The 24,323-nt window shown below is 54.5% G+C and carries 18 protein-coding genes and 2 pseudogenes; 14 read left to right on the forward strand and 6 right to left on the reverse strand.

The window, feature by feature from the left end:
• The first annotated feature begins 30 nt into the window (after positions 1 to 30).
• The 6 genes and pseudogenes from J2Y56_RS11405 (at position 31) to J2Y56_RS11435 (ending at position 7,380) form a co-directional block, all read left to right on the forward strand.
• Positions 31 to 927 carry a phospholipase gene (locus J2Y56_RS11405; protein ID WP_310350186.1) on the forward strand — a complete coding sequence of 299 codons (897 nt, stop codon included), beginning with the start codon at positions 31 to 33 and terminating at the stop codon, positions 925 to 927.
• Positions 928 to 1,079: 152 nt separating this feature from the next.
• Complete coding sequence (locus J2Y56_RS11410) at positions 1,080 to 1,970, forward strand: phospholipase (protein WP_310350188.1); 891 nt, start codon at positions 1,080 to 1,082, stop codon at positions 1,968 to 1,970.
• A gap of 121 nt (positions 1,971 to 2,091) precedes the next feature.
• Positions 2,092 to 3,036: a carbohydrate kinase gene (locus J2Y56_RS11415; protein WP_310334491.1), complete on the forward strand. Its 945-nt coding sequence runs from the start codon at positions 2,092 to 2,094 to the stop codon at positions 3,034 to 3,036.
• Positions 3,037 to 3,265: 229 nt separating this feature from the next.
• Positions 3,266 to 5,230 (forward strand): annotated as a pseudogene (locus tag J2Y56_RS11420) (type VI secretion system tip protein VgrG); the annotation flags it as partial.
• 628 nt (positions 5,231 to 5,858) lie between these two features.
• Positions 5,859 to 6,734: a phospholipase effector Tle1 domain-containing protein gene (locus tag J2Y56_RS11430; RefSeq protein WP_310350190.1), complete on the forward strand. Its 876-nt coding sequence runs from the start codon at positions 5,859 to 5,861 to the stop codon at positions 6,732 to 6,734.
• Positions 6,727 to 7,380, forward strand: a complete 654-nt coding sequence (locus tag J2Y56_RS11435) for a DUF2931 family protein (protein ID WP_007949256.1) — start codon at positions 6,727 to 6,729, stop codon at positions 7,378 to 7,380. The genes J2Y56_RS11430 and J2Y56_RS11435 overlap by 8 nt, the downstream gene beginning before the upstream one ends.
• A 151-nt stretch (positions 7,381 to 7,531) precedes the next feature.
• On the opposite strand, the gene J2Y56_RS11440 is transcribed toward J2Y56_RS11435, so the two are convergent.
• Positions 7,532 to 7,828 (reverse strand): hypothetical protein, encoded by a 297-nt coding sequence (locus J2Y56_RS11440; protein WP_007949255.1) that lies wholly within the window; start codon positions 7,826 to 7,828, stop codon positions 7,532 to 7,534.
• A 508-nt stretch (positions 7,829 to 8,336) separates the two neighbouring features.
• Between J2Y56_RS11440 and J2Y56_RS11445 the strand changes: the two genes are divergently transcribed.
• A complete protein-coding gene (locus J2Y56_RS11445) occupies positions 8,337 to 8,618 on the forward strand; it encodes a DUF2790 domain-containing protein (RefSeq protein ID WP_007949254.1) in 282 nt (93 codons plus the stop codon).
• A gap of 89 nt (positions 8,619 to 8,707) precedes the next feature.
• On the forward strand, positions 8,708 to 9,103 hold the full coding sequence (locus J2Y56_RS11450) for a hypothetical protein (RefSeq protein ID WP_310350193.1): 396 nt from the start codon (positions 8,708 to 8,710) through the stop codon (positions 9,101 to 9,103).
• Here the strand turns inward: J2Y56_RS11450 and J2Y56_RS11455 are convergent.
• Positions 9,100 to 9,363, reverse strand: a complete 264-nt coding sequence (locus J2Y56_RS11455; RefSeq protein WP_007949252.1) for a DUF1652 domain-containing protein — start codon at positions 9,361 to 9,363, stop codon at positions 9,100 to 9,102. The genes J2Y56_RS11450 and J2Y56_RS11455 overlap by 4 nt on opposite strands.
• A gap of 283 nt (positions 9,364 to 9,646) precedes the next feature.
• Between J2Y56_RS11455 and eco the strand changes: the two genes are divergently transcribed.
• A complete protein-coding gene (gene eco / locus J2Y56_RS11460) occupies positions 9,647 to 10,129 on the forward strand; it encodes a serine protease inhibitor ecotin (RefSeq protein WP_007949250.1) in 483 nt (160 codons plus the stop codon).
• A 27-nt stretch (positions 10,130 to 10,156) separates the two neighbouring features.
• Here eco and ilvA read toward each other — a convergent pair.
• The 3 genes and pseudogenes from ilvA to J2Y56_RS11475 form a co-directional block, all read right to left on the reverse strand.
• Positions 10,157 to 11,155: pseudogene (ilvA, locus tag J2Y56_RS11465) on the reverse strand (threonine ammonia-lyase, biosynthetic); the annotation flags it as partial.
• Between the two features lie 240 nt (positions 11,156 to 11,395).
• On the reverse strand, positions 11,396 to 12,547 hold the full coding sequence (locus tag J2Y56_RS11470) for a PQQ-dependent sugar dehydrogenase (RefSeq protein WP_310350194.1): 1,152 nt from the start codon (positions 12,545 to 12,547) through the stop codon (positions 11,396 to 11,398).
• Between the two features lie 25 nt (positions 12,548 to 12,572).
• Positions 12,573 to 12,914: a hypothetical protein gene (locus J2Y56_RS11475; RefSeq protein WP_007949245.1), complete on the reverse strand. Its 342-nt coding sequence runs from the start codon at positions 12,912 to 12,914 to the stop codon at positions 12,573 to 12,575.
• A gap of 188 nt (positions 12,915 to 13,102) precedes the next feature.
• On the opposite strand from J2Y56_RS11475, the gene J2Y56_RS11480 reads away from it, so the two are divergent.
• Positions 13,103 to 13,951: a Ku protein gene (locus J2Y56_RS11480; RefSeq protein WP_007949244.1), complete on the forward strand. Its 849-nt coding sequence runs from the start codon at positions 13,103 to 13,105 to the stop codon at positions 13,949 to 13,951.
• A gap of 131 nt (positions 13,952 to 14,082) precedes the next feature.
• Here J2Y56_RS11480 and lpxO read toward each other — a convergent pair whose 3' ends face one another.
• The gene (gene lpxO, locus J2Y56_RS11485; RefSeq protein ID WP_007949243.1) at positions 14,083 to 14,982 is read right to left on the reverse strand and encodes a lipid A hydroxylase LpxO; all 900 of its coding nucleotides are present in this window, start codon (positions 14,980 to 14,982) and stop codon (positions 14,083 to 14,085) included.
• Positions 14,983 to 15,391: 409 nt separating this feature from the next.
• Between lpxO and J2Y56_RS11490 the strand changes: the two genes are divergently transcribed.
• The 4 genes from J2Y56_RS11490 (at position 15,392) to J2Y56_RS11505 (ending at position 24,309) form a co-directional block, all read left to right on the forward strand.
• The gene (locus tag J2Y56_RS11490) at positions 15,392 to 17,890 is read left to right on the forward strand and encodes a pentapeptide repeat-containing protein (RefSeq protein WP_310350197.1); all 2,499 of its coding nucleotides are present in this window, start codon (positions 15,392 to 15,394) and stop codon (positions 17,888 to 17,890) included.
• A 308-nt stretch (positions 17,891 to 18,198) separates the two neighbouring features.
• Positions 18,199 to 20,802, forward strand: coding sequence for a pentapeptide repeat-containing protein (locus J2Y56_RS11495; RefSeq protein WP_310350198.1), 2,604 nt, complete (start codon positions 18,199 to 18,201; stop codon positions 20,800 to 20,802).
• 506 nt (positions 20,803 to 21,308) lie between these two features.
• A complete protein-coding gene (locus J2Y56_RS11500; RefSeq protein ID WP_007949368.1) occupies positions 21,309 to 22,898 on the forward strand; it encodes an ABC-F family ATPase in 1,590 nt (529 codons plus the stop codon).
• A 223-nt stretch (positions 22,899 to 23,121) separates the two neighbouring features.
• Positions 23,122 to 24,309, forward strand: coding sequence for an MFS transporter (locus J2Y56_RS11505; RefSeq protein WP_007949370.1), 1,188 nt, complete (start codon positions 23,122 to 23,124; stop codon positions 24,307 to 24,309).
• Positions 24,310 to 24,323: the final 14 nt, after the last annotated feature.

Here is a 24,323-nt window from a genome sequence, read left to right on the forward strand (position 1 = left end):
AATTACTTATTACCCATGCAAGGAAGCTGTATGAGCAATACCCATCTAGACACCCTGTCAAATTCCATCCATGACAGTGTGGATTTCACACTGAACCGTTGGATGAGCGACACCCCGGTTATTGACAACCTGTCGTTTGCCGACTTGGTATTACCCGGCGCTCACAATGCCGGCGTAGATAAAAAAGCAACTTATGCAGCACCGGGCGTAAGTCACTGGGCGTCCTGTCAAAGCAATAGCTTTTACTTTCAATTGACCCAAGGTGCGCGTGCACTCGACCTGAGGCTGGAGTACGAGGTTTCCCAAAAAGGTGTCGCCACGTTCTGGTTCCATCACGACGGGTTTCGCTCGTCCCGTTCGCTGGAAAACCTGGTGACGGGCGTGATCCGTTTTCTTCAAGAGAACCCCGACGAATTTATCTTGCTGGACTTTCACGAATTGACGTCCGACAAACTGCCTTTCAATTTCAAGGAGTTGAACAGGTTTCTATTGACACATTTGGGAGACCGGATGATCCCCTCCAGCAATGCTTTCCTGACGCTTGGACAACTTAAGCAAGTCAGCTACGCACAACGAGTGCTGGTAGCAACCGAGCGTCATCCGGACTTGGACTCGACGTGGTTTTGTCGAAAAATCGAGCACAAATGGAGTGGCATTGCGACCACCAGCATTAGTGAGTTAACCACGCATATCACGCAGGTCATGAAGTACCCGCCTCGCGGGTTGCCATGGTCGCTCTCTGCCACCAGTTACAGTGCCTTGGGGGGGCCGGTGAATATCAGGCAGCAGCTGGACGACTGGTTTGATCCCGCTGGCCGTGACTGGGTTCTGAAAAGCAGCATTATTAATGCAGATTTTTTTGAAACATCGAAACTGGCGCAACATTGTCGGACGGCAAATATGATCAAAGCGAACAACGACGTTTGACGCATACCAATCAGGCATGTATTGAACGCGCCATACATTCGCTATATTTATAAATTTGTTTCAGCCGCTGGCAACCACGCGTTTATCTTCTATTGTTGTTTTACCGACGGTACTCCCCCACGGACGGGGCAAAATCACAAACAGGATTGGAAATGACAAGACATACAAAAGGGAATTTGGATAAACACAAATGGATGAGCAACACTCTTGACATCGACCGCCTGAAACTGACCGATATCGTCTGGCCCTGCGCTCATAACGCCGGCATGGATAAACAGGCACCCAACTATGACGTGCTTATTGGTAACTGGACCACCTGCCAGAATGACTCGTTCACGTGGCAACTTGCGAATGGTGCAAGAGCGTTTGATATCCGACTTGGCTATACCCAGGGTCACGATCAATCTATTTTCTATTTCCATCATAACGGCTACCAATCGCACCGCGTCCTCGAGCAATTGATCAGTGCCGTAACAAGGTTTCTCGATCAATATCCGGATGAGTTCATCGTCTTCGACTTCCACCAGCTCGGAGACGGGACCAAACCCTTCGACTATCAAAAACTGAATCATCTGCTGGTCAGTCGACTGGGAGACCGGATTATTGCACCTGCCCATGCCACGAAGACGCTAGGTGAACTGAAGCGCCTTGGCTCGCGCCGCAGGATAGTGCTGGCAGCACCGCTGATTCCAGAGCTGAACGCGGACTACTTCTGGCCGCGCATCCCGCACAAATGGAGCGCTATCACTTTCGCTGACACCGATGACCTGAAGCGTCATATCACCAGCACACTTCAGGATGCGCCTTACGAAACGTTCCTATGGTCGCTGTCAGCCACTAGCTACGCGTTTCTGGGCGGCCCTCAGGACATCAAGACCCATATCAACGACTGGTTCCACCCGACCCGGGACTGGGTCACACGTTGCAGCATTATCAATATCGACTTCTTCGACGAGTCAGAGATCGTTCGATACTGCTGGATGGCCACGAGCATGAAAGCCGTTTACGGTCGTGCCTTGCATGATCGGGTGGCGACTTCCTGACGCCAGTGCGCGCACTGCACGCTGGCAATGCAAACCTGGATAGAGGCATGATCGCGCCCCTGACAGTAAGCCGATGAGTGCTAACAACAGCATGTCGCAACCCTTTAAAGAGCGAGCAACTATGTATCTGGTGTGTGGCGAAGCGCTGTTCGATTTCTTCAGTGAGGATGATGCCAGCGGTCTGGCTTCGAAAGTGAATTTCAAGGCGATTGCCGGTGGTTCTCCGTTCAATGTCGCGGTCGGATTACGCCGCTTGGGCGTGAACTCGGCGTTGTTTGCCGGGTTGTCCACCGACTACCTCGGTCGGCGTTTGCAACAAGTGCTGAACGATGAAGGCGTGCGCCCGGACTTCCTGGTGGACTTCGCCGCACCCACCACCCTGGCGATGGTTGCACTAAGCGCCAATGGCTCGCCGCATTACAGTTTTCGCGGTGAAGGCTGCGCGGATCGCCAGTTGAAACCGGAACACTTGCCAGCCCTGGGTCCTGAAGTGCGCGGCCTGCATATCGGCTCGTACTCATTGGTGGTCCAACCGATTGCCGATACGTTATTGGCGCTGGTGCAACGGGAAAGTGGTAAACGCCTAATCAGTCTTGATCCGAACGTGCGGCTCAACCCTGAACCGAATATCGACCTGTGGCGTTCACGGATCGCGACACTGGTGGCATATGCCGACCTGATCAAAGTCAGCGACGAGGATTTGAACCTGTTGTATCCCGAGGAAGACCCGCAGCGGGTCATTGAAGGCTGGCTGCAGCATCGCTGTCAGCTGGTGTTCATGACCCGGGGTGGCGAAGGCGCGATGGTGTTTAGCCGGGTTCATGGTTCTTGGTCAGTGCCGGCCAGTTCGGTGAAGATCGCCGACACGGTGGGGGCCGGCGATACGTTCCAGGCGGCGTTGATTACGTGGTTGACCGAGCAGCAGAGGGACTCGGTGGAAGGTGTACATTCGCTGAGCCGCGAGCACATCGACGGGATGCTGAATTTTGCAGTACGGGCGGCAGCGTTGACGTGCAGCAAGACCGGGCCGGATTTGCCTTATCGGCATCAACTGGCCCTTCACTGAAGCTAATGGCCCCTTCGCGAGCAAGCCCGCTCCCACATTAGATCGTCGCCGAACACAAAAGCTGTGTTCACTGGAGATCCAGTGTGGGAGCAACTGTCTTGATCACTTTATTTTTAAGGCTTATCGGAAGACAGCTGAACTCCCACAGCTCCAAGCATTTGCGCCTTGAACGAGGCGATCTAATCCTGCACCATCCGCCCCAGCTTATCCAAAGGACGGAATTCAAAGCATGCTGGACGCAAATGCACCCCATATTTCCCTCACGCTCGAAGGCGTCTCCGCTGATCTGCAAGTGCTCAGTTTTGTCGGCCGTGAAGCCCTCAACCAGCCATTCTGTTTCGACATCGAACTGGTCAGCACCCGCCCCGATCTGAAACTCGAAGAGATTCTGCACAAACCCGGTAGCCTGACTTTTGGTGCGACCGGCAAAGGCCTCATCCATGGCATGGTCTATCGCATCGAACAAGGTGATTCGGGTAAAAAACTGACCCGCTACAGCATCAGCCTGTGCCCGCAACTGGCCTACCTGCGCCACAACCACGACCAGCAAATCTTCCAGCACCTGAGCGTGCCGAACATTATCTCCCACGTCCTGGAAGCGCGCGGCATTCTGGCTGACGCTTACAGTTTCCAGCTCGGCGCGGTCTACCCGGATCGCGACTACTGCGTGCAGTACGACGAATCCGACCTGCATTTCATCCAGCGCCTGTGCGAAGAAGAAGGCATTCACTTCCACTTCCAGCACAGCGCCAGCGGACACAAAATTGTCTTCGGTGATGACCAGACCGTGTTTCGCAAACTCTCGCCCGTGGCCTACCAGCAAGACTCCGGCATGGCTGCCGAGAAACCGGTGCTCAAGCGCTTCAACCTGCGTCTGGAAACCCGCACCAGCCGCGTCAGCCGCCGCGACTACGACTTCGAAAAACCACGCCTCCTGCCCGAAGGCGCCGCCAAAAGCGCCTTCGCCCCGGAACTCGAAGACTACGATTACCCCGGCCACTTCCTCACCCGCGAACGCGGCAAACAGTTGGCGACCCGCGCACTGGAACGCCATCGCTGCGACTACAAACTCGCCGAAGGCAAAGGTGACGAACCGACCTTGGTCAGCGGCCACTTCATGGCCCTCAGCGAACACCCGCGCGCCGAATGGAACGACCTCTGGCTGCTGCTGGAAGTGGTCCACGAAGGCAAACAGCCGCAAGTGCTCGGCGAGCACATCACCAGCGACGTCACCCACAACAAAGACGATTTCCACCAGGGCTACCGCAACCGCTTCCTCGCCACGCCGTGGGACGCGCACTACCGCCCTGCCCTCGAACACCCGAAACCCAAAATCCTCGGCAGCCAGACCGCCATCGTCACCGGCCCACCGGGCGAAGAGATCCATTGCGACGAATACGGTCGCGTCAAAGTGCAATTCTTCTGGGACCGCGACGGCCAGGCCAACGACAAAACCAGCTGCTGGCTGCGCGTCGCCACCGGCTGGGCCGGCAGTGCCTACGGCGCCATCGCCATCCCGCGCATCGGCATGGAAGTGCTCGTCACCTTCCTCGAAGGCGACCCCGACCAGCCGCTGGTCACCGGTTGCCTGTACCACAAGGAAAACCTCGTCCCTTACGACCTGCCGACGCACAAAACCCGTAGCACCTTCAAGACCCTCAGCTCACCGGGCGGCAAGGGCTACAACGAATTGCGCATCGAAGACAAAAAAGGCGCCGAACAGATCTACCTCCACGCCCAGCGCGACTGGGATGAAAACATCCAGCACGACCAGAAAATCCGCATCGGCAACGAGCGCCACGACACCGTCGAGGCCAACGCCTTCAGCGAGTTCAAGGTTGAAGAGCACCGCATCACCCACCTGGATCGCAAGACTGAAGCACGGGCCGATGATCATCTGACCGTGGCGATGACCCGGCATGTGAAGGTCGGCACGGCCCAGTTTGTCGAGGCGGGTGAGGAGATTCATTACAACGCTGGTGACAAGGTGGTGGTTGAAGGCGGGATGGAGGTGACGGCCAAGGCTGGCGGGAGTTTCGTCAAGGTGGATGCCGGGGGTGTGACGATTAGTGGGGCTGAGGTCAAGAGCAATTCGGGTGGTGCGCCGGGTTCGGGGAGCGGGATTCGGATTCTCGCACCGATTATCCCCGGTATGGCCGCCGCAGCCGCTGCGGGGAAATTGTTGAGTGCGCCTCCCGTGAAGGAACTGAGCTCTCCTCCTCTGGAGGAAGAAGAGCTTGAGGAAGAGGAAGAAGAGGTCGAGCTGGAAGACATCACCTTACGGGTTGGGGTGTTCTTCGATGGGACGGGCAACAACCGCAACAACAGTGAGCGGGTGTTTGGCTGCTTTGCGCCAGACGTGAACCTGGAGGAAGCGGCTGAAGATATTCGTCAGTTCTGTGCGGCTCATGGTTATGACGGCAAGGGAAGTAGCCCGGATAACAGTTATGGCAATGATGTCAGCAACGTCGCCCGGCTCTATGACCTTTATGAAAGCCAAGTGGATGAAACATTGCCCATCGATGCCAAGACGGCCAGCCTGCGCGTTTATGTGGATGGCATCGGTACCAGCAGTACCGCAGAGGACTCCACCTTTTCGCAAGGCACCGGTATAGGCGTGCAGGGCGTCAGGGCACGGGTTGAAGAGACTCCAAAGCTGATTATTGAGCAAATCCGACGCTTTCAAGAGAACAACCCCGATAAGCGCGTGGCTAAAATCGAGTTCGATATCTTCGGCTTCAGCCGTGGCTCCGCAGCGGCAAGGGATTTTGCCAATGAGGTATTGAAGGGTAACCAAAGTATCCTCGCTAAAGCATTACCGGTTGGGGGGGGCGGTATTATCTGACAGCTTTGCTTGGACACCGCACTCTAATGTTTCCATAAATTACATTGGCGTTTACGATACCGTCGCGGCCATTGCCAATCCCCTGGTAGGCGACTGGACTGGTAATAATGCTTATAACCCAGGGATCAATATCCATCTGGCGCCAGACGTGGCTAAGAAAGTCGTCCAGTTGGTCGCTCGAAATGAACGTCGTTATAACTTTGCCCTCAACAGTCTTGGGGCGGCTGATATTATCTTGCCGGGCGTTCACTCGGACCTCGGTGGCGGCTATTTACCCAAGGCGATGGAACGGATACTGCTCAGCAAACCGCGTAAAAGCCCGGTCGACGAAAGGACATCTTTTATTGAAGCTAACAGTTACAAGGTTGCCCAAGAGGACTTGAAGCGGCTTCAGGATCAATTGGCCCAATATAACCTTCCGTTGGAGATCCGTACGTGGGAGGTGCCGTTTCGTACCACCGGCAAAGAAAATCGCAAAGATATGAAATACGTTTATGCCGCAGTTAGCAGCCAGCGCGAAGTCCGCAGTGATTTATCCTTGATTTACTTTCGGATCATGCGCGAACTGGCCGTAGAAAATGGAGTACCGTTTGGCGAGATTGACGAAGGCGAACCACGACTTTCCTTACCCGCGGAACTCGTTCCCATCTCCGAAAAATTGATGGCCTACGCTCAGGGGAAAAGAAAAACAATCGGGCTAACCTCGCAGGAGGAGGAACTGCTATTCCAGCACTATGTTCATATCTCCGATAACTGGAACGCCGCTAAAAATCGAAACAATAGCGACCTAAATATCGTGTTCATTAATCGACCAGACGAAAACTCTATGCGCACGGTGCATCCAAATGAGTAATTTTATTCGTGTTGCCTTTGCCACCTTTCTACTCAGTGGCTGCACATTTGCGAATAGCCAGTCAATGCCTTACAAATCCTGGTACTTGGGGTTCTCAGCCCCCGCTTACATGGAGGTTTGGATCGAAACCGCCGATGTCGTCGATATTCAGGATCATGTATACCCACATGCGATGAGTGGACTTGCCTCCATGTTAAAGCCTCCAAACAATTCTGGCGATCCGCGAGGTTGGCCGAAAAGAGCTAGCATCGGTAGCGGCAAGCATGTAACAGGGGCCGACTTGCCCAAACAAATTTATGTCCGCTGGCAGTCGCAAGTCGAACCACAAACCTATCTGATGGTGATTAAAATCCCTGAGGCTACTCGGGAGATCATGCTTAAGGGTGAAAAGGTTTTCTGCGCTGCTGATGGGAAATGGATCACTGGTTATCGTGATTCAATCGGCATAAGGCTGGTCCCCGGAGGTATCGCCAGAGTCTGGGTAGGCGGCCCTTGCATGACACCGATCGAGGTGACTACGGTAAAAGCCGTAATTGATCCTCGTGGTCCGTATGAAGGTAAGTCTGGAGGTCACTACCGTCCCCTTTCAGCTGTTTCCAAAGCCTACGTCGAAAAGTTTGGTGTGCCCTATGAATCTTGGAAGTGAAAGAACGATGACAGACTAATGAACGCTTTCACGAACCACTTCAGGCCATTGATGCTTCGTTCGGGCGACCTCAAGTGTTAACGGTGAGAGTCCATCCGCAACAAAAAATCCAGCGCTTTCGAGCGCTGGATTTTTTTGTAAAGATCAGCCGTCAGACCGGCGCCTTCCACCCCATCATCCGTTGCTGAGCAACCGCCAACAGGTCATACCCATCCTGCGCCAGCAAATAAAGCGCGTGAGTAATGTGCGGAATATCCTGAACATCACCGTGCTTGAAGCATTGGCAATGAAGCGTTTCAAGTAATTGGCTGGACGCGCGTACTCGCTGTAATGCGGCTTCGAGAATGTCTTGGGGGTTGGCTTCGGTGTCGATCACCAAGGGACTTGAGTCGGTAACGCCGCTGTTGAGTGAACGATAGCGATCTGAAAACGGTTTAAACGCTGGCATTGTGATTACTCGATGGTTAATAAATAACGCCAGCACCGTGACCAAACGATGGGAGGCGGCTGTGTACAGGCTTGGTCAACCGATGCCATCAAATCGGTTCGCCCGAAGGCGTCCAGCACACAGCCGCCATTGAAACGCACTATGAGGACTTGGATGTCCGCAGCGCGAATGATGGCACAGATATGTGAGATGGCATCAGGTGACCAAACCCGATCGCTGATTTTGCAGCGAGCCCCAACAGTAATCCCCACTACCCTACAGGCGAAAGTCGACAAGTCACCGGCCCCTGTAGGACCCAGCCGAAGATGCCGTACAGGCTTTCCTAACGAAACATCCGACAGACGTTCATCCTATCGCGACAGGCGGCGTTCACCCGGGTTAACCCTCACTTAACGTTGAGGTCCAAAATTCTACTGGACCGCACGCCCTCAGACGCTTCTGACGCCCAGTGCGGCAGGTTCGACGTTAATCGTCGAGCAGATTTTCCGCCTGCACTGGAGATCGCCACATGAACACTCGAATGCTGCTTCTTGCCTCCACCCTCGCCTGCACCGCGTTTACCGGACTTGCCCAGGCCTACGACACGACCTCTTCCACGTCCACTTCCAACGCCACGCCTTACCACTACGGCATGACGCTAAACGTGGGCAAAGTCGTGTCTCTGACAGAACCGATAACCGATGAATGCAAAGTGGTTATCGCCGACATGAAGTACATCGACAAATCCGGCAAGCCTCAAGAACTCAGCTACAGGAAGCTTTCGGACGCGTGCAATTTTTATTACAACTGACTGAAACGTCTGATTCGAAACCGGGCGGTTTTACTGTGAGGGTTCTGGCGTTATGCTGAGCGCCTCCCTCACTGCCGCAAGGATTCGCTATGCAGTTGTCGTTTCGTATGTTGTCGATGTTCACCGCCGCCCTGTGTTTGGTACTGGCACTGGTCTGGGGCGTGATGCCGGACAGGATGCTGGCCATTTGGGGGATTGAGTTTTCGTCTTCGGCAGGCTTTGTTGCGCGGCGCAGCGCGGTGCTGTTCGCAGCGCTGGGGTTGATCTTCTATTGGATTCGAAACGAGCCGCCGTCCGTGACTCGCAGTGCGTTGTGCAGCGGTTTTATGGTCGGATGCTTTGGTCTGGCCGCACTGGGTTTCGGCGAATGGCTCAATGGCCATACCGGACCGGGCATTTTGCTGGCGGTGCTGGTTGAATTGGCGCTGGGCCTGGGGTTTCACCAGACCCGGCGCGTGTCGATAGAACTCGAAACCGCGGGCTAAAGCGCTTTACTCATCCAAGGGTGGGAAATGACGACAGGTCGATGTTGGGTGCGCAGCCCGGCGATCAACTCGTTGATTTCCCGACAGCCATTCAGTGTCGATGCATCGATGCCGGTCACATTCAGTTCCAGCAAATCGGTTTGACTGTCTGCATACACTTTTACTGACATCAATAAATCCGGAGACAGTGTGCACTGGCAGCGTTTGGGCAAAAAACTGCTTTCGATGATGTTGCGAAGCTCTAAGGCAGAAAGAAACATGGCGACCCTCTCCTTTGTGAGATTGCCAAACAATGATCAATGCTGGCTCTATGCAGTCCGGCCAGCTTAAGAACAGCTAAAGCATAAAACATGCCTGAGTTTTCGCTGTGCAGTTCATCGGCAAATCAATGGTTTAGCGCCAAAACTGAGAAAAACCGCCGTGCAATCTGCAAGAAGGGGCGACGGCGCTGCTGCATTTTGCATACTGATCGCAGCGGGTTTGCATTGGCGCCACAGCACAGTAAGAATGGCGCCACAAATTGATTACAAGCAAGGAGGCATCATGGGTTCCTGGACCTTTACCACAACTGTCGGACTAATGGTTACCGGGCTGTCGAGCATCGCTCATGCCGCAACGCTTGAATCCATCGCTCCCTTCCCCAAACCTGAAAGCGGCTTTTCCCGCCAAGTCATTCACCTTGCCCCGCAAACCAAAGAAGACGACTTCCAGGTCGAGATCCTTGCTGGTAAGACGCTGACCGTGGACTGCAATCGCCAACGCCTGGGTGGGATGCTTGACGAGAAAAACCTCGAAGGCTGGGGCTACCCGTTCTACCGACTGGAAAAAGTCATCGGCCCGATGAGCACACTCATGGCCTGCCCCGACGGCAAGAGCAAACAAGACTTCGTCTCCGTGTCCGGAGACGGTTTCTTGCTGCGCTACAACAGCAAGTTGCCGATCGTGCTTTACGTGCCAAAAGATATCGAAGTCCGCTATCGGATCTGGTCAGCGTCGAGCAAGGTCGAGAAGGCCGTTCAGGAATAACCTCACCCAGCCTCACACCGTCGCGCAGCCTGATGCTGCGCGTTCGGCTACGTGGCGCAAGCTGTCGAAATTGATGTTTGCCCCCGAGTCGATGGCCACCAGCGTCTGGCCACGGGCGCCGGTTTGCGCCACGTATTTTTTGATGCCCGCTACCGCCAGCGCGCCGGACGGTTCGGTGATCGAGCGAGTATCGTCGTAAATGTTCTTGATGGCGGCGCACAGTTCGTCGTTACTGACCGTCAACACTTCATCAACGCAAAACCGACAGACTTCGAAGCCATAAGCACCGATCTGCGCCACCGCCACCCCATCGGCGAAAGTGCCGACGCTTGGCAGGACAACTCGTTCGTGCGCTTGGCGCGCTGCCGCCAAACACGCCGAATGTTCTGACTCGACGCCGATGATGCGCACTTCGGGTCGCAGGTATTTGACGTACGCGGCGATGCCGGCGATCAAACCTCCACCGCCCACCGGCACAAAGATCGCGTCGAGCGGGCCTTGATGCTGGCGCAGGATCTCCATCGCCACGGTGCCCTGCCCGGCGATCACGTCCGGGTCGTCGAAAGGCGAAACAAAGGAGCGACCGGTTTGTTCGGCCAGGCTCAATGCATAGTCGAGAGCGAACGGAAAACTTTCGCCGTGCAGCACCGCCTGCGCCCCGCGACTTCGAACCCCGAGCACTTTCAGTTCCGGCGTGGTAAGCGGCATGACGATGGTCGCGACAATCCCCAACGTTTTCGCTGCCAGTGCTACGCCCTGGGCATGATTGCCCGCCGACGCGGTGATCACGCCATGCGCCTTTTGTTCATCACTGAGCTGCACCAGCTTGTTGTAGGCGCCGCGAATCTTGAAGGAGAACGTTGGCTGCAAGTCTTCGCGCTTGAGCAGGATCTGATTGCCCAAAGCCTCGGAGAGCGCGGGCGCCGATTGCAACGGTGTACGTACCGCCAGGTCATACACCGGCGCGGCGAGGATCTTTTTTACGTAATGTTCAAGCAAGTTTTGCTGGGCGAGAGTGCTGCTCATCGTCGTCTCCTGGCTGTATTCGGAGCCCTGGAGACAGATAGTAAAAACCCGCCTCTAGGGCGGGTTGGGTGCTGCAGTCGTGAGCTAGCCCGCCAAATAAGGAATGGCGGTAATAATGCTTGGCTGGCAGCGCAATACGGTGGAAGTCATGGCTGGAAATTAGCCTCGGGCGGGCAGCAAGTCAATGGCCAATTTTCAATTAACGAATGCTGCGCAGCCGGATGCAGGCTGCGGTCAGGGTTATTTCAAACCTACCTTGTGCAACGCTCCATCGTCCTCATCGGTCAAAACATACAAATACCCGTCCGGACCTTGCCGCACATCCCGAATCCGCGCCTTGAGCTCACCGAGCAAGCGTTCTTCGTGAACGACTTTATCGCCATCGAACTGCAAGCGAATCAGCTCCTGGCTAACCAGAGCACCAATGAACACGTTGTGCTGCCAGGGCTTGAATCGATCACCGTCGTAGAATGCCATCCCGCTAAGGCCCGGGGACTTTTCCCAGACATGGCGCGGCCCCACGGTGCCTTCGGCGGCCTTGCCCTTGGCTTCCGGGATCGGGTTGCCGGAATAGTTGATGCCGTGGGTTGCCAGCGGCCAGCCGTAGTTTTTGCCGCGCTCGATGATGTTCAGCTCGTCGCCGCCTTGAGGCCCATGCTCGTTCTCCCAGAGCACGCCGGTCCACGGATTGAGCGCGGCGCCCTGCGGGTTACGCAGGCCGTAGGACCAGATTTCCGGGCGCACGCCGGCTTGACCGACAAAGGGGTTGTCGTCCGGCACGTTGCCGTCCGGGTAGATCCGCACGACTTTGCCTTGTAGCTTGTCGAGGTCCTGGGCCGTTGGCCGGTCATTGTTTTCGCCGAGCGTGATGAACAGATAACCGTCGCGATCAAACACCAATCGCGAACCGAAGTGGTTACCGACTGAGAGCTTCGGCTCTTGGCGGAAAATCACTTTGAAGTCCTTGAGGGTTTTCAAGTCTTCGGACAGTTGCCCTCGGCCGACCGCCGTGCCCGCCTTGTCGCCCACTCCGCCGCCTTCGGCGTACGACAGATAAACCGTGCGGTCCTGCCTGAAGTCGGGGGACAGCATCACATCCAGCAAGCCCCCTTGCCCCTTGGCCCAGACCTTCGGCACGCCATCAATGGGGCCGGAGAGTTTGCCGTCAACGCTGACGACACGCAGGTTGCCGGGCCGCTCAGTGACCAACATACCCTTGCGATCCGGCAGGAACGCGAGCGACCACGGATGCTCCAGCCCCTTGGTGATCGTGGTGACCTCAAGGGTGCCCTGTTCGCTTTCCAGTTCCTGAACCGGTGCCGCGAAAACGGGCGTTGCAGCGGTGATCAGTGCGCTGGCGCACAGAGTGGCCAGGAAGGTTTCACGTAACATGCACGATTCCTTTTGTCGTTCCGGCTCAACGGTTGCTGCTGCCTGGATCTCGCGGAGGTGGATTGGGAATGAATATCGGTGGGCTGGCGGGGGCCGGTTGGCCTTGGGGGTAACGGTTGCCGATGCCGCCGTTTTCCAGGGTCGGTGGACGCGGCACCGGCACGGTATTTGGCCCGCGCAGGGCCGGGGCGCTGGATCGCGAACCTTGCATGCTGTTCGGGTTGGCCCGGCGAATCGGGCTGTTGTAAGGATTACTCGAAGCCCCCGTCGGGCTTTGGGCCAGCAGTAATAATGGCGATGCGTACGCCAGGCTGCTCAGCAACCCACCCAGAGCCAACGCGGTGCAGCTGAGCACATATCTATTCATCGGGGAGCCTCTCTACGTGTATAGAGTCTTCGATAGCACGCTACGCCGAGGGTTCGGATTTGTTAACTAAAACCTCCTTCATAAGATGTAACACGAAACGACCATCCCACCCGGCCCGGGTCCGCAACCGGGGGAAACTTTTGCGCAACGCCGCAGGTCACCTGAACATCACTTGCGAGAAGACAACCATGGCACGGGCAATCTGGAAAGGCGCAATCAGTTTCGGGCTGGTGCATATCCCTGTGGCGCTGGTGTCGGCTACGTCTTCCCAGGGGGTGGATTTCGACTGGCTCGACAGCCGCAGCATGGAACCGGTGGGGTACAAACGCGTGAACAAGGTCACCGGCAAGGAAGTCACCAAGGAACACATCGTCAAAGGCGTGCAGTACGAAAAGGGTCGATACGTGGTTCTCAGCGAAGAGGAAATCAAGTCGGCGCATCCGTTATCCACGCAAACCATCGACATCTTTTCCTTTGTCGACAGTGAGCAGATCCCCTTGCAAAACATCGATACGCCCTACTACCTCGCCCCGGATAAACGCGGCGGCAAGGTGTACGCGCTGTTGCGCGAAACGTTGAGTAAAACCAATAAAGTTGCCCTCGCCCACGTCGTGTTGCACACACGCCAGCACCTGGCAGCGTTGATGCCGCTGGAGTCTGCAATGGTGTTGGTGATGTTGCGCTGGCCGGCAGAAGTGCGCAGCCTCGATACGCTTGAGTTGGGCAGCGAAGTGACCAAACCCGAACTGGCCAAGGGCGAACTCGATATGGCCAAGCGTTTGGTACAAGACATGAGCGCAGACTGGAAACCGGACGACTACCGCGACAGTTTTGAAGACAAAATCATGGCACTGGTCGAGAAAAAGGCCAATGAAGGCAAGATTGAGGACGTCGAGACCGCAACGGGTGAAGAAGAGCGTAAGACAGCGGATGTGATCGACTTGACCGAGTTGCTCAAACGCAGCCTGGGTAACAAGGGCGCCGGGAAAGCCAAACCGGCGGCACAGAAAAAAACCACTAAGACTTCTCGGGGCTGATGGGTGGATTTGTGGTGACTGTTATGGCCTCATCGCGGGCAAGCCCGCTCCCACATTTGATCTTCGTACGCTGAAGATCCCCTGTGGGAGCGAGCTTGCTCGCGATAACTTAATCCGCAGCAACACATAATTCAGATCAGGACAAACACCGCCAGCAACCCACCAAAAATCCCCCACTTTCCAACGTAGTAAAGATTGCGATTGGTTTTCTTCAGCGCTTTGGCCCGCAGGCGAAATTTGTAGACTTTGGTGAATAAAAGATTGATGCCACCCGTCCTGTCACCCTCTTCATTCGGCGCGCCTGCCGCAGACATGACGTTACGACTGAACCAGCGATTGAACGCCGCGGCCCAGCGGTATTTCATGGGACGCTCGACGTCACAGAACAGAATGATTCGGTTCTGTTGCGTGGTGTTTTCCGCGTAATGAATGAACGTTTCGTCGAACATCACCGCTTCACCATCGCGCCAGTGGTAGTTCTCACCGTCGACATTGATGTAGCAACCGGCATCGTTCGGCGTTTCCAGGCCCAAGTGATAACGGTAGGAACCGGCATAAGGATCGCGGTGCCGGACCAGTCTGGAACCTGGTGGCAATTCGGCGAACATTGCCGCCTTGATCGACCCGATGCCCTGCACCAATTCAGTGGTGCGCGGGCACAGCTTCATGGCCGAAGGATGGTTATCGCCGTACCACTTCAGATAAAACCGCTTCCAACCCGTCTTGAAGAACGAGTTGAAGCCAACGTCGTCGTATTGATCCGAGCGCTTGATGTCCCCCGCCCTCAGCAAGTTCTGGCCTTCGGCGCGGATTTCTTCCCAATGTGTCTGCAAGGGGCTCAGATCAGGGAAATCCGCCGGATTGAGATAAGGCTTGTTGGGGATCTTCGAAAACAGGTAAAGGAAGCAATTGAGCGGCGCCAAAAATGTAGAGTGGTCACTCAGTTGGCGCCCCAGTTTGTGGCGTACGCGACCGCGAAGGTGGACGTACGCAATGGAGATAACGTAGATGCAGGCAATGATCAGTTTCACAGATATCGTCACACGTCAGAAGTGAACAAACTGCCATCCCCGGCCAACCCACTGGCCAAGGGGCTCGTGCAGTGTCTGAAAACAAAACAGCGGTCCCGATAGCGCGTCCTTGAGCCTGTGCGGGCGGACCGCATCGGGTAAAAGTGGCATTTTAGCCACTACTGGTAACAAATAGTTAGCATCCAGATGTAAAAAACTGTCCGCTGATACCTTCAAGCCATCTTACCGATTGGTAATCGAGTGGTTCTCCCCCGATTTTCCATCCTGCCTGCTCAGCCAGAGCTGAAAAACTATTCAGCACATTGGGGGTTTTGTAAAAACACTCTTTGAAAGAGCGTTTTATAAAAGCGTGCCCCCGACACGTCACCAAAACTCCACTTTACCTTTCATCACCAATGGTAAGCACAGCATGCCTAAAATACACATTCATCACCCTACTAGAAACCAGATAGCACACGAACCAAAAACGGTATTAACTGATCTGAGCAACCGTTTAAAAAGCATGCAACACACCAGTGACACGTTAAAACTAAAAGGAAATGACTTAACCACAACTCCCGGTGGAGTGAAAAATCTAGTCAACCAGAATCGATACCGAGCAGAGCAATCAGAGGCGAGTCACTATTTCGGCGGCACCGGTGAAAAAATTTCAATTCGTGAAGCATTACAATGTGTAGAAAATGCAATAAGGAGTCAAAACGAGCGACCTCGTCTTTTACAAGACGCTTCCACGCGACCTGTAGCGAACCATGAAACCACGCCTGCTGTGCGCCTGGCACCACTCGATTTCGACGAAAAAATCACCCGGAAATTTTTAGCTAATAATCATAAAAACCCAACCTCTGAGCAACTACGCGTACTTAATGATTTGTACACCGGCCTCTCCATCCTGAGGGAGCGGGGTATTTCAGCAGTTCTTCCTTCCGTCGGTCGTACGCCAAATGGTACTGTGGTACTCTCAAATGTTTTTCTAGGCGCGGCGCTGGAAAAATCCGAATCTTTCAAACATCTTCCAAAACCGTTCAATGCAGATCTTATAAAACTTGTCAAATCAACACTCTCCAAATGCCCCCCACCTGAAGGACCAGCTGCCACCACAGCTCTCAATACAATCCCATCCACTACCAAAGCGATAGCGCTTGAGTTATGCACTTTCAAGTCCCTAGATTTTAGATCGACAAACTTAAATAACGCAAATCTAGATGGCATAAACTTGTCCGGCACCACACTTCAAGGCGGCGCAAGTATTCCACAGCACGATCTGCAATGCAGTGGAGCCACGTGGTCGCACTCCAAATTAACAGACATGGTGATTAACAACAGCAATTTTTCCAACGCCACGCTGATAGGCACCAAACTGAGCCGAGTTGAGTCCCAGGGAGTAAATTACGCAGGAGCCAAGTTAGCCGGTGCATACCTGAGCGAGGCCAATTTCTCCGGCAGCAATTTTGCCAGAGCAGGCCTGACTGGAGTTCATATTGATCGCGTAAATTTTTCCAATGCCAACCTGACCGATGCAAAGTTCTCGTTAAATCCGATTTTTTTGGACGAAGTTGTAAAAGACATTGATCTTCATATCAATCACCTTAACAACGAGCATGAAGGTCTATTGGTCTCGATCAACAGTATTGATCTCAAACACGAAGAGCAAAGAAATTTTTTAATGAGACAGGTCATTGAGAAGCTGGACTCACTGAAAAATAGCGCACTTGCCGAGAGTTGGGGCTCACTGGCGGATGTATTACTTAAAGAGCCCTCCTATGCCAAGGACCCCGCCATCGCCCGGTTTATTCAAACTCGACTGCTGCCGCATTGGATGGAAAGCAAAAACCAGGGACTCCTTCGTCCGGACGAAGTAAATCTGGCCCTTGTGCTTGACCAGCTCAACGCCAGTGCGTCGGCCGCTGATTGGTCAGCATCCCGCTATCAGGGAGCGGTCAATCAATTGCTCTATGCTGCGACCCTGGCGCCGAACCAGGCAGAGCTGAGTCAATCCGCCGAACAACTACGCACCACCTATCTGAACATTCCGGCGATCAAGGAGGCCACCTCAGTATTTGACGCAATAGAAGACGATTTGTCCAAAGCGACCTATATCTTTACTTCCCGCAATGGTCAAAAAGTGCTTGCCCTGGAACCCGAGCTATTTGAAAACCTTGTTTGCGCCAATCCCAAGACCATTCCCTGGAATAGCGCATACCTCGTTACGCGTGACGCTCGGACCGCCCCCTTTGAAACAGCTGATCTCGGTAATCTGAAGGAAGTCTATGCCATACAGCCGTTCTTGAAGGCGCGATATGCAGCGCTCATGCAGGGTGAAATCGGGAGAAATATGGTCCGTGGCGTTCTGGGCAATTCCCCCCATTCAACCACCTTCCTCGAAGCACTTAACCGCAACACTGTCCACAGCAAGCTAGTGGCTAGCGCACAACAGGACGAACTCTACGATGCCTTTTCCCGGCACTGGCAAGTAGCCAAAGGCGATGTTCATGATCGACAGAATACGTCCCGGCGTTTGCAACCTGAGCACCAGGAACAGCTCTGGCAATCCATCAACGGTCTCGGCCTTCAAGATACCCGCCCCAATCGCGCCGCCGTGATGCTGTGCCTGTCGAGTATGTTTACACGCTACAGCTCCAGCGCTTTATTTGGTACAGAAACTGAATCCCCTCCTGCCGTGCGACTCTACGCGGCTGCGCTGTTGAACGAGGCTCGCGCTCTGGACCCTTCACTGATCGATAGTGCCACGGCGACCGACTGGCAAGCCCGCCTTTTGGGAATAGGAAATGCCTTCACCTGTACGGCAATACTGAGCAGTATGATGAACGGTTACCTACAAGATAAAGCTCAGCCAAACAGCCTGCTGGAAACCGTATCATTGGGACTCTATCCGGCTGCGTGGCGCTGATCGACGCGCTTTGATGCCAAAAAGACAAGGTCGCTACGCAGGGATGCTGTCGACCTTGCTGCACCAAAACCGCCAAGGTTCACCTTGTGCTGCACCGGCGCTGCGTGTGCGCTTGAATTCGCTGGCAACACAGCCGAACAGCGCTCAAAACGTATTGGCAAGATCAGAATGACTCCTTAGCATCCAGATGTAAAAAACTGTTTGCGGATACCGTCAATCCATCTGCCAATTGGTAATCGAGTGGTTTTCCCCCGATTTTCCATCCTGGCTGCCAAGCCTGACCGAGGAACTACTTCAGTACATTGGAGGTGTTGGCAAAAACCCACCTTGAAGAGCGCTTTATAGAAGCGTGCTGCGCGACACGTCACCAAAAATCCACTACCCCCTTCATCATCAGTGGTAAACACAGCAGCATGCCTAAAATACACATTCATCACGCTACTACAAACCACATAGCACACGAACCGATAGCGGTATTAACTGAGCTGAACAACAGCTTAAAAAGCATACAACACACAGGTGATACGCTAAAACTGAAAAGAAATGATTTAACCACGACTCCTGGGGGAGTGAAAAATCTAGTCAATCATGGCCGATACCGAGCAGAGCAGTCAGATGCCAGTGACTATTTCGGCAGCACCAGTGAAAAAATTTCAATTCGTGAAGCATTAAGACATGTGGAAAATGCAATAAGGAGTAAAAACGAGCGACCTCGCCTTATACAAGACGCTTCTTCACCACCCGTCACTGCTCATGAAACCACGCCTTCTTTACGCTTGGCCCCAACTAGTTTCGACGAAACAATCACCAGGGAATTTTTAGCTCATACAAATAAAAACCCAACCGCAGAGCAACTACGTGTACTTAATGATTTGTGCACCGGCCTCTCCATCCTGAAGGCACGAGGTATTTCGGCAATTCTTCCCTCCGCCGGTATTACGCAAAACGGATTTGCGGTAAGCGCAAATGTCCTTCGAGTTTCTACTTTGGCAAAATCTGAATTTTTCAAAGATTTTCCAAAGTCGTTCAATTCAGAACTTTTGAAACTAGTGAACTCAACAACCCCTGAATGTTCTCGACCTGAAGGACCCGCTGCAGCCACATTTTTCGACACAGTCCCATCCACTACCAAAGCGATAATGCTTGAGTTATGCCTTTTCGCACAAACAGATCTGAGATCGATAGATTTAAATAACGTGAATCTTGACGGCATTAGATTATGGGGCAAAAATCTTCGAACTCGGGTGGAAGAACCTCAGCACCGCCTGCAATGCAGTGGATCCACATGGTCGCACTCCCAGCTAAGAGACATGGAAATCAATAACAGCAACTTCTCCCGCACCACACTTACAGGCGCCAAGTTGGTTAAAATTCAATCTGAGGGGGTTAATTACACCGGCGCCACGCTAGCCGGAGCAAAGCTCATTGAGGTCAACTTCTCCGGTAGCAATTTTACAGCAGCCGACCTGACCGGAGTTTATATTGATCGCGTAAATTTTTCTAACGCAAACCTGACCGACGCCAAGATCTCGTTAAATCCGGATCTTTTAGACGATATCGCCAGAAATATTGATACTCATATCAATCACCTCAACAACGAGCATGAAGGTCTATTGGTCTCGATCAACAGCATTGATCCTAAGTACGAGGAACAAAGAAATGTCTTGATGAGATCAGTCATTGAGAGGTTGGACTCACTGGGCGATCATAGACTTGCCGGGAGTTGGGACTCCCTGGCGAATGTATTACTGAACGACCCCTCCTATACCAAAGACTCTGTCATCGCCCAGTTTATTCAAACTCGATTGCTGTCTAAGTGGATGGAAAGCAAAAACCAGGGGCTGCTTCGTCCCGACGAAATAAATCTGGTCGTTGTACTTGACCTGCTCAACGCCAGTTCGTCGACGGTTGATTGGTCAGCGCCCCGCTATCAGGGAGCGGTCAATCAATTGCTCCATGCCGCGACCTTGGCGCCGAACCAGAAAAACCTGAGTCCGTCCGCTGAGCAACTACGCACCACCTTTCTGAACAATCCGACGATCAAGGAAGCCAGCTCAGTATTTGACGCAATTGAAGACGATCTGTCTAAATTGACCTACATCTTTGCTGCCGGTAATGGTCAAAAAGTGCTGGCCCTGGAACCCGAGCTATTCGAAAACCTCGTTTGCGCCAATCCCAAGGCCACCCCTTGGAAGAGCGCATACCTCCTGACGCGTAATGCTCGGACCGCCCACTTTGAAACGGCTGATCTCGGGAACCTGAAGGAAGTCTACGCCATACAACCGTTCTTGAAGACGCGTTATGCGGCGCTTATGCAGAGTGAAATCGGTACAAATCTGATCCGTGGCGTTCTGGGCAACTCCCCCCATTCAACCGCCTTCCTCGAAGCACTTAACCGCAACACTAGCCCAAGCAAGCTGGTGGCCAACGCACAACAAGACGAACTCTACGATGCCTTTTCCGGGCGCTGGCAAGTAGTCAAAGGCGATGTTGATGATCCACAGAATACCACCCGGGCCTTGCAACCTGAGCACCAGGAGCAACGCTGGCAAGCCGTCAACGGTCTAGGTCTTCAAGATACCCGCCCCAATCGCGCAGCCGTGATGCTGTGCCTTTCGAGTATATTTACACGCTACAGCTCCAGCGCTTTGTTCGGCACAGAAACTGAATCCCCTCCAGCCGTGCGACTCTACGCGTCTGCGTTGTTAAACGAAGCTCGTGCTCTGAACCCTTCACTGATCGATAATGCTACGGCGACTGACTGGCAAGCGCGCCTTTTAGGCATCGAAAACGCCTTCACCTGTACAGCCATACTGAGCAGCATGATGAACAGTTACCTGCAAGATAAAGCTGAGCTTAATAGCGTGCTGGAAACCGTCTTGTTGGGGCTCTATCCGGCTGTGTGGCGCTGATCTACGCGCTGTCATGAATAAAGGGCAAGGTCGCTACGCAGGGATGCTGTCGACCTTGCTGCACCAAAACCGCCAAGGTTCACCTTGTGCTGCACCGGCGCTGCGTGTGCGCTTGAATTCGCCAGCAACACAGCCGAACAGCGCTCAAAACGCATTGGCAAGATCAAAATGACGCCTTAGGTGTTACCGCCAGCGAAGAACAGCGAGTGCATCAGACAGACGTCCGCGACCTGAATAAGTATGGGGCCCAACCCTGAAGGCCTGACGTTGTCTCATCAGCCCCCGTACAACTGCCTTCATACTTATGCGACAATATGCTCAATGTCCAACATGAACCCCGCCTTCATCGCTCAGCAACTTGGCCACAGCGTCCAAATGTTGCTGACGGCGTATGCGCGTTGGCTCAACTCAAGCTCAGACTGGGCGGAGCTGGAAAAGCTCCAGATTGGTATCAAATCGGTACCAGGCAAAAACGACCAGCTCTAACCCATTGATAGGTAAGGTAATTGATTTCCACAGCTAACATCACGATGCAGTTCGGCGCCAAGCCGCTATTCGAAAACGTTTCGGTGAAATTCGGCGCGGGCAACCGCTACGGCCTGATCGGCGCCAACGGTTGCGGCAAGTCGACTTTCATGAAAATCCTCGGTGGCGACCTTGAGCCTTCCGGTGGCCAGGTCATGCTCGAGCCGAACGTGCGTCTGGGTAAATTGCGCCAGGACCAGTTCGCCTACGAAGAATTCACCGTGATCGACACCGTGATCATGGGTCACGAAGAGCTGTGGAAGGTCAAGGCCGAGCGCGACCGCATCTACTCGCTGCCGGAAATGACCGAAGAAGACGGCATGGCCGTGGCCGAACTGGAAACCGAATTCGCCGAAATGGACGGCTACACCGCCGAATCCCGTGCCGGTGAACTGTTGCTGGGCCTGGGTATCGGCATCGAGCAACACTTCGGCCCGATGAGCGAAGTGTCTCCAGGCTGGAAACTGCGCGTATTGCTGGCGCAGGCACTGTTCTCCGATCCGGAAGTGCTGTTGCTCGACGAACCGACCAACCACCTGGACATCAACACCATCCGCTGGCTGGAAAACATTCTGACCCAGCGCTCCAGCCTGATGATCATCATCTCTCACGACCGTCACTTCCTGAACAGCGTGTGCACCCACATGGCTGACCTGGATTACGGTGAACTGCGTCTGTTCCCGGGCAACTACGACGAGTATATGACCGTGGCGACCCAGTCCCGCGAGCAATTGCTGTCGGACAACGCCAAGAAGAAAGCACAGATCTCTGAACTGCAATCGTTTGTCAGCCGATTCTCGGCCAACGCCTCGAAAGCCAAGCAAGCGACCTCCCGCGCCAAGGCGATCGACAAGATCCAGCTGGCCGAGGTCAAGCCTTCGAGCCGTGTAAGCCCGTTCATCCGTTTCGAACAAACCAAGAAGCTGCACCGTCAGGCGGTCATCGTCGAGCGCATGGCCAAAGGCTTCGACGGCAAGACCCTGTTCAAAGACTTCAGCTTCCAGGTTGAAGCTGGCGAGCGTGTAGCGATCATCGGCCCGAACGGTATCGGTAAAACCACCCTGCTGCGCACCCTGGTCAACGAACTGACCCCGGATGCCGGCACCGTGAAGTGGACCGACGCCGCGGAACTGGGCTACTACGCCCAGGACCACGCGCATGACTTCGAAGACGACTGCAACCTGTTCGACTGGATGGGTCAATGGACCCAGGGCGGCGAGCAAATCGTTCGCGGTACCCTCGGCCGTATGCTGTTCTCCAACGACGAGATCCTCAAGTCGGTCAAGGTCATCTCCGGTGGTGAGCAAGGCCGCATGCTGTTCGGCAAGCTGATCCTGCAAAAGCCGAACGTGCTGATCATGGACGAACCGACCAACCACTTGGACATGGAATCTATCGAAGCGCTGAACCTTGCGCTGGAAAACTACCCGGGCACGCTGATCTTCGTCAGCCACGACCGTGAGTTCGTATCGTCGTTGGCCACCCGCATTATCGAGTTGAGCGCCAGTGGCGTGATCGACTTCAGCGGGACATATGACGATTACCTGCGTAGTCAGGGTGTTGTGTTTTAAGAGCAGCGATTAGTTTCAAGCTGCAAGCGGCAAGTAAAAAAGCCCTGTCCTGGTGACAGGGCTTTTTGCATTTCATGGCCGAGGATTTTTCTGGTGCTGATACCATAGCGGGCTTGCCCGCTATGAGGCCCTGAAAGCCAACGAATATAGTTAGCCAGCTTTCTTTTATTTCACGCCCACGCCATGATGCAGCTCTCCCTCCGCCGCCAGCGAATGAGCCCACATGTCAGCGCAGCAACAGCCCCCGCAAAGCTCCCTGGCGATTACCCTGCAAATCGTCTCCATCGTTTTTTATACCTTTATTGCCTTCCTCTGCATCGGCTTGCCGATTGCCGTGATACCGGGCTATGTGCATGAGCAACTGGGTTTCAGCGCGATCATCGCGGGGCTGACCATCGGCTCGCAATACTTGGCCACCCTGCTCAGCCGACCCATGGCCGGGCGCATGTCGGACAGCATCGGCACCAAACGGGCGATTATTTACGGGTTGGCGGGGATTGTGTTGAGCGGCGTGTTGACGTTGCTTTCGACGATGCTGCAAAGCCTGCCGCTGCTGAGCCTGTTGATCCTGATCGCCGGTCGCTTGTTGCTCGGGATCGCCCAGGGACTGATCGGCGTCGGCACTATCAGTTGGTGCATGGGTCAGGTCGGCGCGGAACACACCGCCCGTTCAATCTCCTGGAACGGCATCGCATCTTACGGAGCCATCGCCATCGGTGCGCCACTGGGTGTGGTGATGGTCGCCGAGTATGGTTTTGCCAGTTTGGGCATTGCGCTGTCGCTGTTGGCGCTGGTCGCGCTGCTACTGATCCGCAATAAACCTTCGGTGCCGGTAGTTCGCGGCGAGCGGCTGCCATTTTGGGCTGTGTTCGGGCGTATAGCACCGTTTGGAGCAAGCCTGAGTCTGGCGTCCATCGGCTATGGCACGCTGACCACCTTTATTACGCTGTACTACGTCAGCCGTGGCTGGGCCGGCGCCGCGTATTGCCTCACGGTATTCGGCGTCTGCTTTATTTTGGCGCGACTGCTGTTCATCTCCTGTATCAGCCGCTTCGGCGGATTCACCTCGGCCATTGCCTGCATGAGCATTGAAACCGTGGGTCTGGCGCTGCTGTGGCTGGCGCCTTCGACCGGTTATGCGTTGATCGGCGCGGGGCTGACCGGTTTTGGCTTGTCGCTCGTCTATCCGGCGTTGGGTGTTGAGGCGATCAAGCAAGTGCCCAATTCCAGTCGCGGCGCCGGTTTGAGTGCTTACGCAGTGTTTTTTGATCTGGCACTCGCCATCGCCGGACCGTTGATGGGCGCGGTGGCGTTGAACCTGGGGTATACGTGGATTTTCTTCAGCGCAGCGTTGTTGTCGGTGGCCGGGCTGGCGCTGACCCTTCTACTCAAACGCCGCGCAATGGCCTGACACCACACGCCCCT

The sequence above is a fragment of the Pseudomonas sp. BE134 genome (genome assembly GCF_031456105.1).
Taxonomy (GTDB): Bacteria; Pseudomonadota; Gammaproteobacteria; order Pseudomonadales; family Pseudomonadaceae; genus Aquipseudomonas.

Bases quoted from the DNA above. Each gene is read 5' to 3' on its own strand.
- J2Y56_RS11455 (WP_007949252.1), bottom strand. From the start codon at position 9,363: ATGTTTCTTTCTGCCTTAGAGCTTCGCAACATCATCGAAAGCAGTTTT.
- J2Y56_RS11405 (WP_310350186.1), top strand. From the start codon at position 31: ATGAGCAATACCCATCTAGACACCCTGTCAAATTCCATCCATGACAGT.
- J2Y56_RS11505 (WP_007949370.1), top strand. From the start codon at position 23,122: ATGTCAGCGCAGCAACAGCCCCCGCAAAGCTCCCTGGCGATTACCCTG.
- J2Y56_RS11480 (WP_007949244.1), top strand. From the start codon at position 13,103: ATGGCACGGGCAATCTGGAAAGGCGCAATCAGTTTCGGGCTGGTGCAT.
- J2Y56_RS11470 (WP_310350194.1), bottom strand. From the start codon at position 12,547: ATGTTACGTGAAACCTTCCTGGCCACTCTGTGCGCCAGCGCACTGATC.
- J2Y56_RS11415 (WP_310334491.1), top strand. From the start codon at position 2,092: ATGTATCTGGTGTGTGGCGAAGCGCTGTTCGATTTCTTCAGTGAGGAT.
- J2Y56_RS11445 (WP_007949254.1), top strand. From the start codon at position 8,337: ATGAACACTCGAATGCTGCTTCTTGCCTCCACCCTCGCCTGCACCGCG.
- J2Y56_RS11475 (WP_007949245.1), bottom strand. From the start codon at position 12,914: ATGAATAGATATGTGCTCAGCTGCACCGCGTTGGCTCTGGGTGGGTTG.
- J2Y56_RS11435 (WP_007949256.1), top strand. From the start codon at position 6,727: ATGAGTAATTTTATTCGTGTTGCCTTTGCCACCTTTCTACTCAGTGGC.
- J2Y56_RS11410 (WP_310350188.1), top strand. From the start codon at position 1,080: ATGACAAGACATACAAAAGGGAATTTGGATAAACACAAATGGATGAGC.
- J2Y56_RS11450 (WP_310350193.1), top strand. From the start codon at position 8,708: ATGCAGTTGTCGTTTCGTATGTTGTCGATGTTCACCGCCGCCCTGTGT.
- eco (WP_007949250.1), top strand. From the start codon at position 9,647: ATGGGTTCCTGGACCTTTACCACAACTGTCGGACTAATGGTTACCGGG.
- J2Y56_RS11490 (WP_310350197.1), top strand. From the start codon at position 15,392: ATGCCTAAAATACACATTCATCACCCTACTAGAAACCAGATAGCACAC.
- J2Y56_RS11440 (WP_007949255.1), bottom strand. From the start codon at position 7,828: ATGCCAGCGTTTAAACCGTTTTCAGATCGCTATCGTTCACTCAACAGC.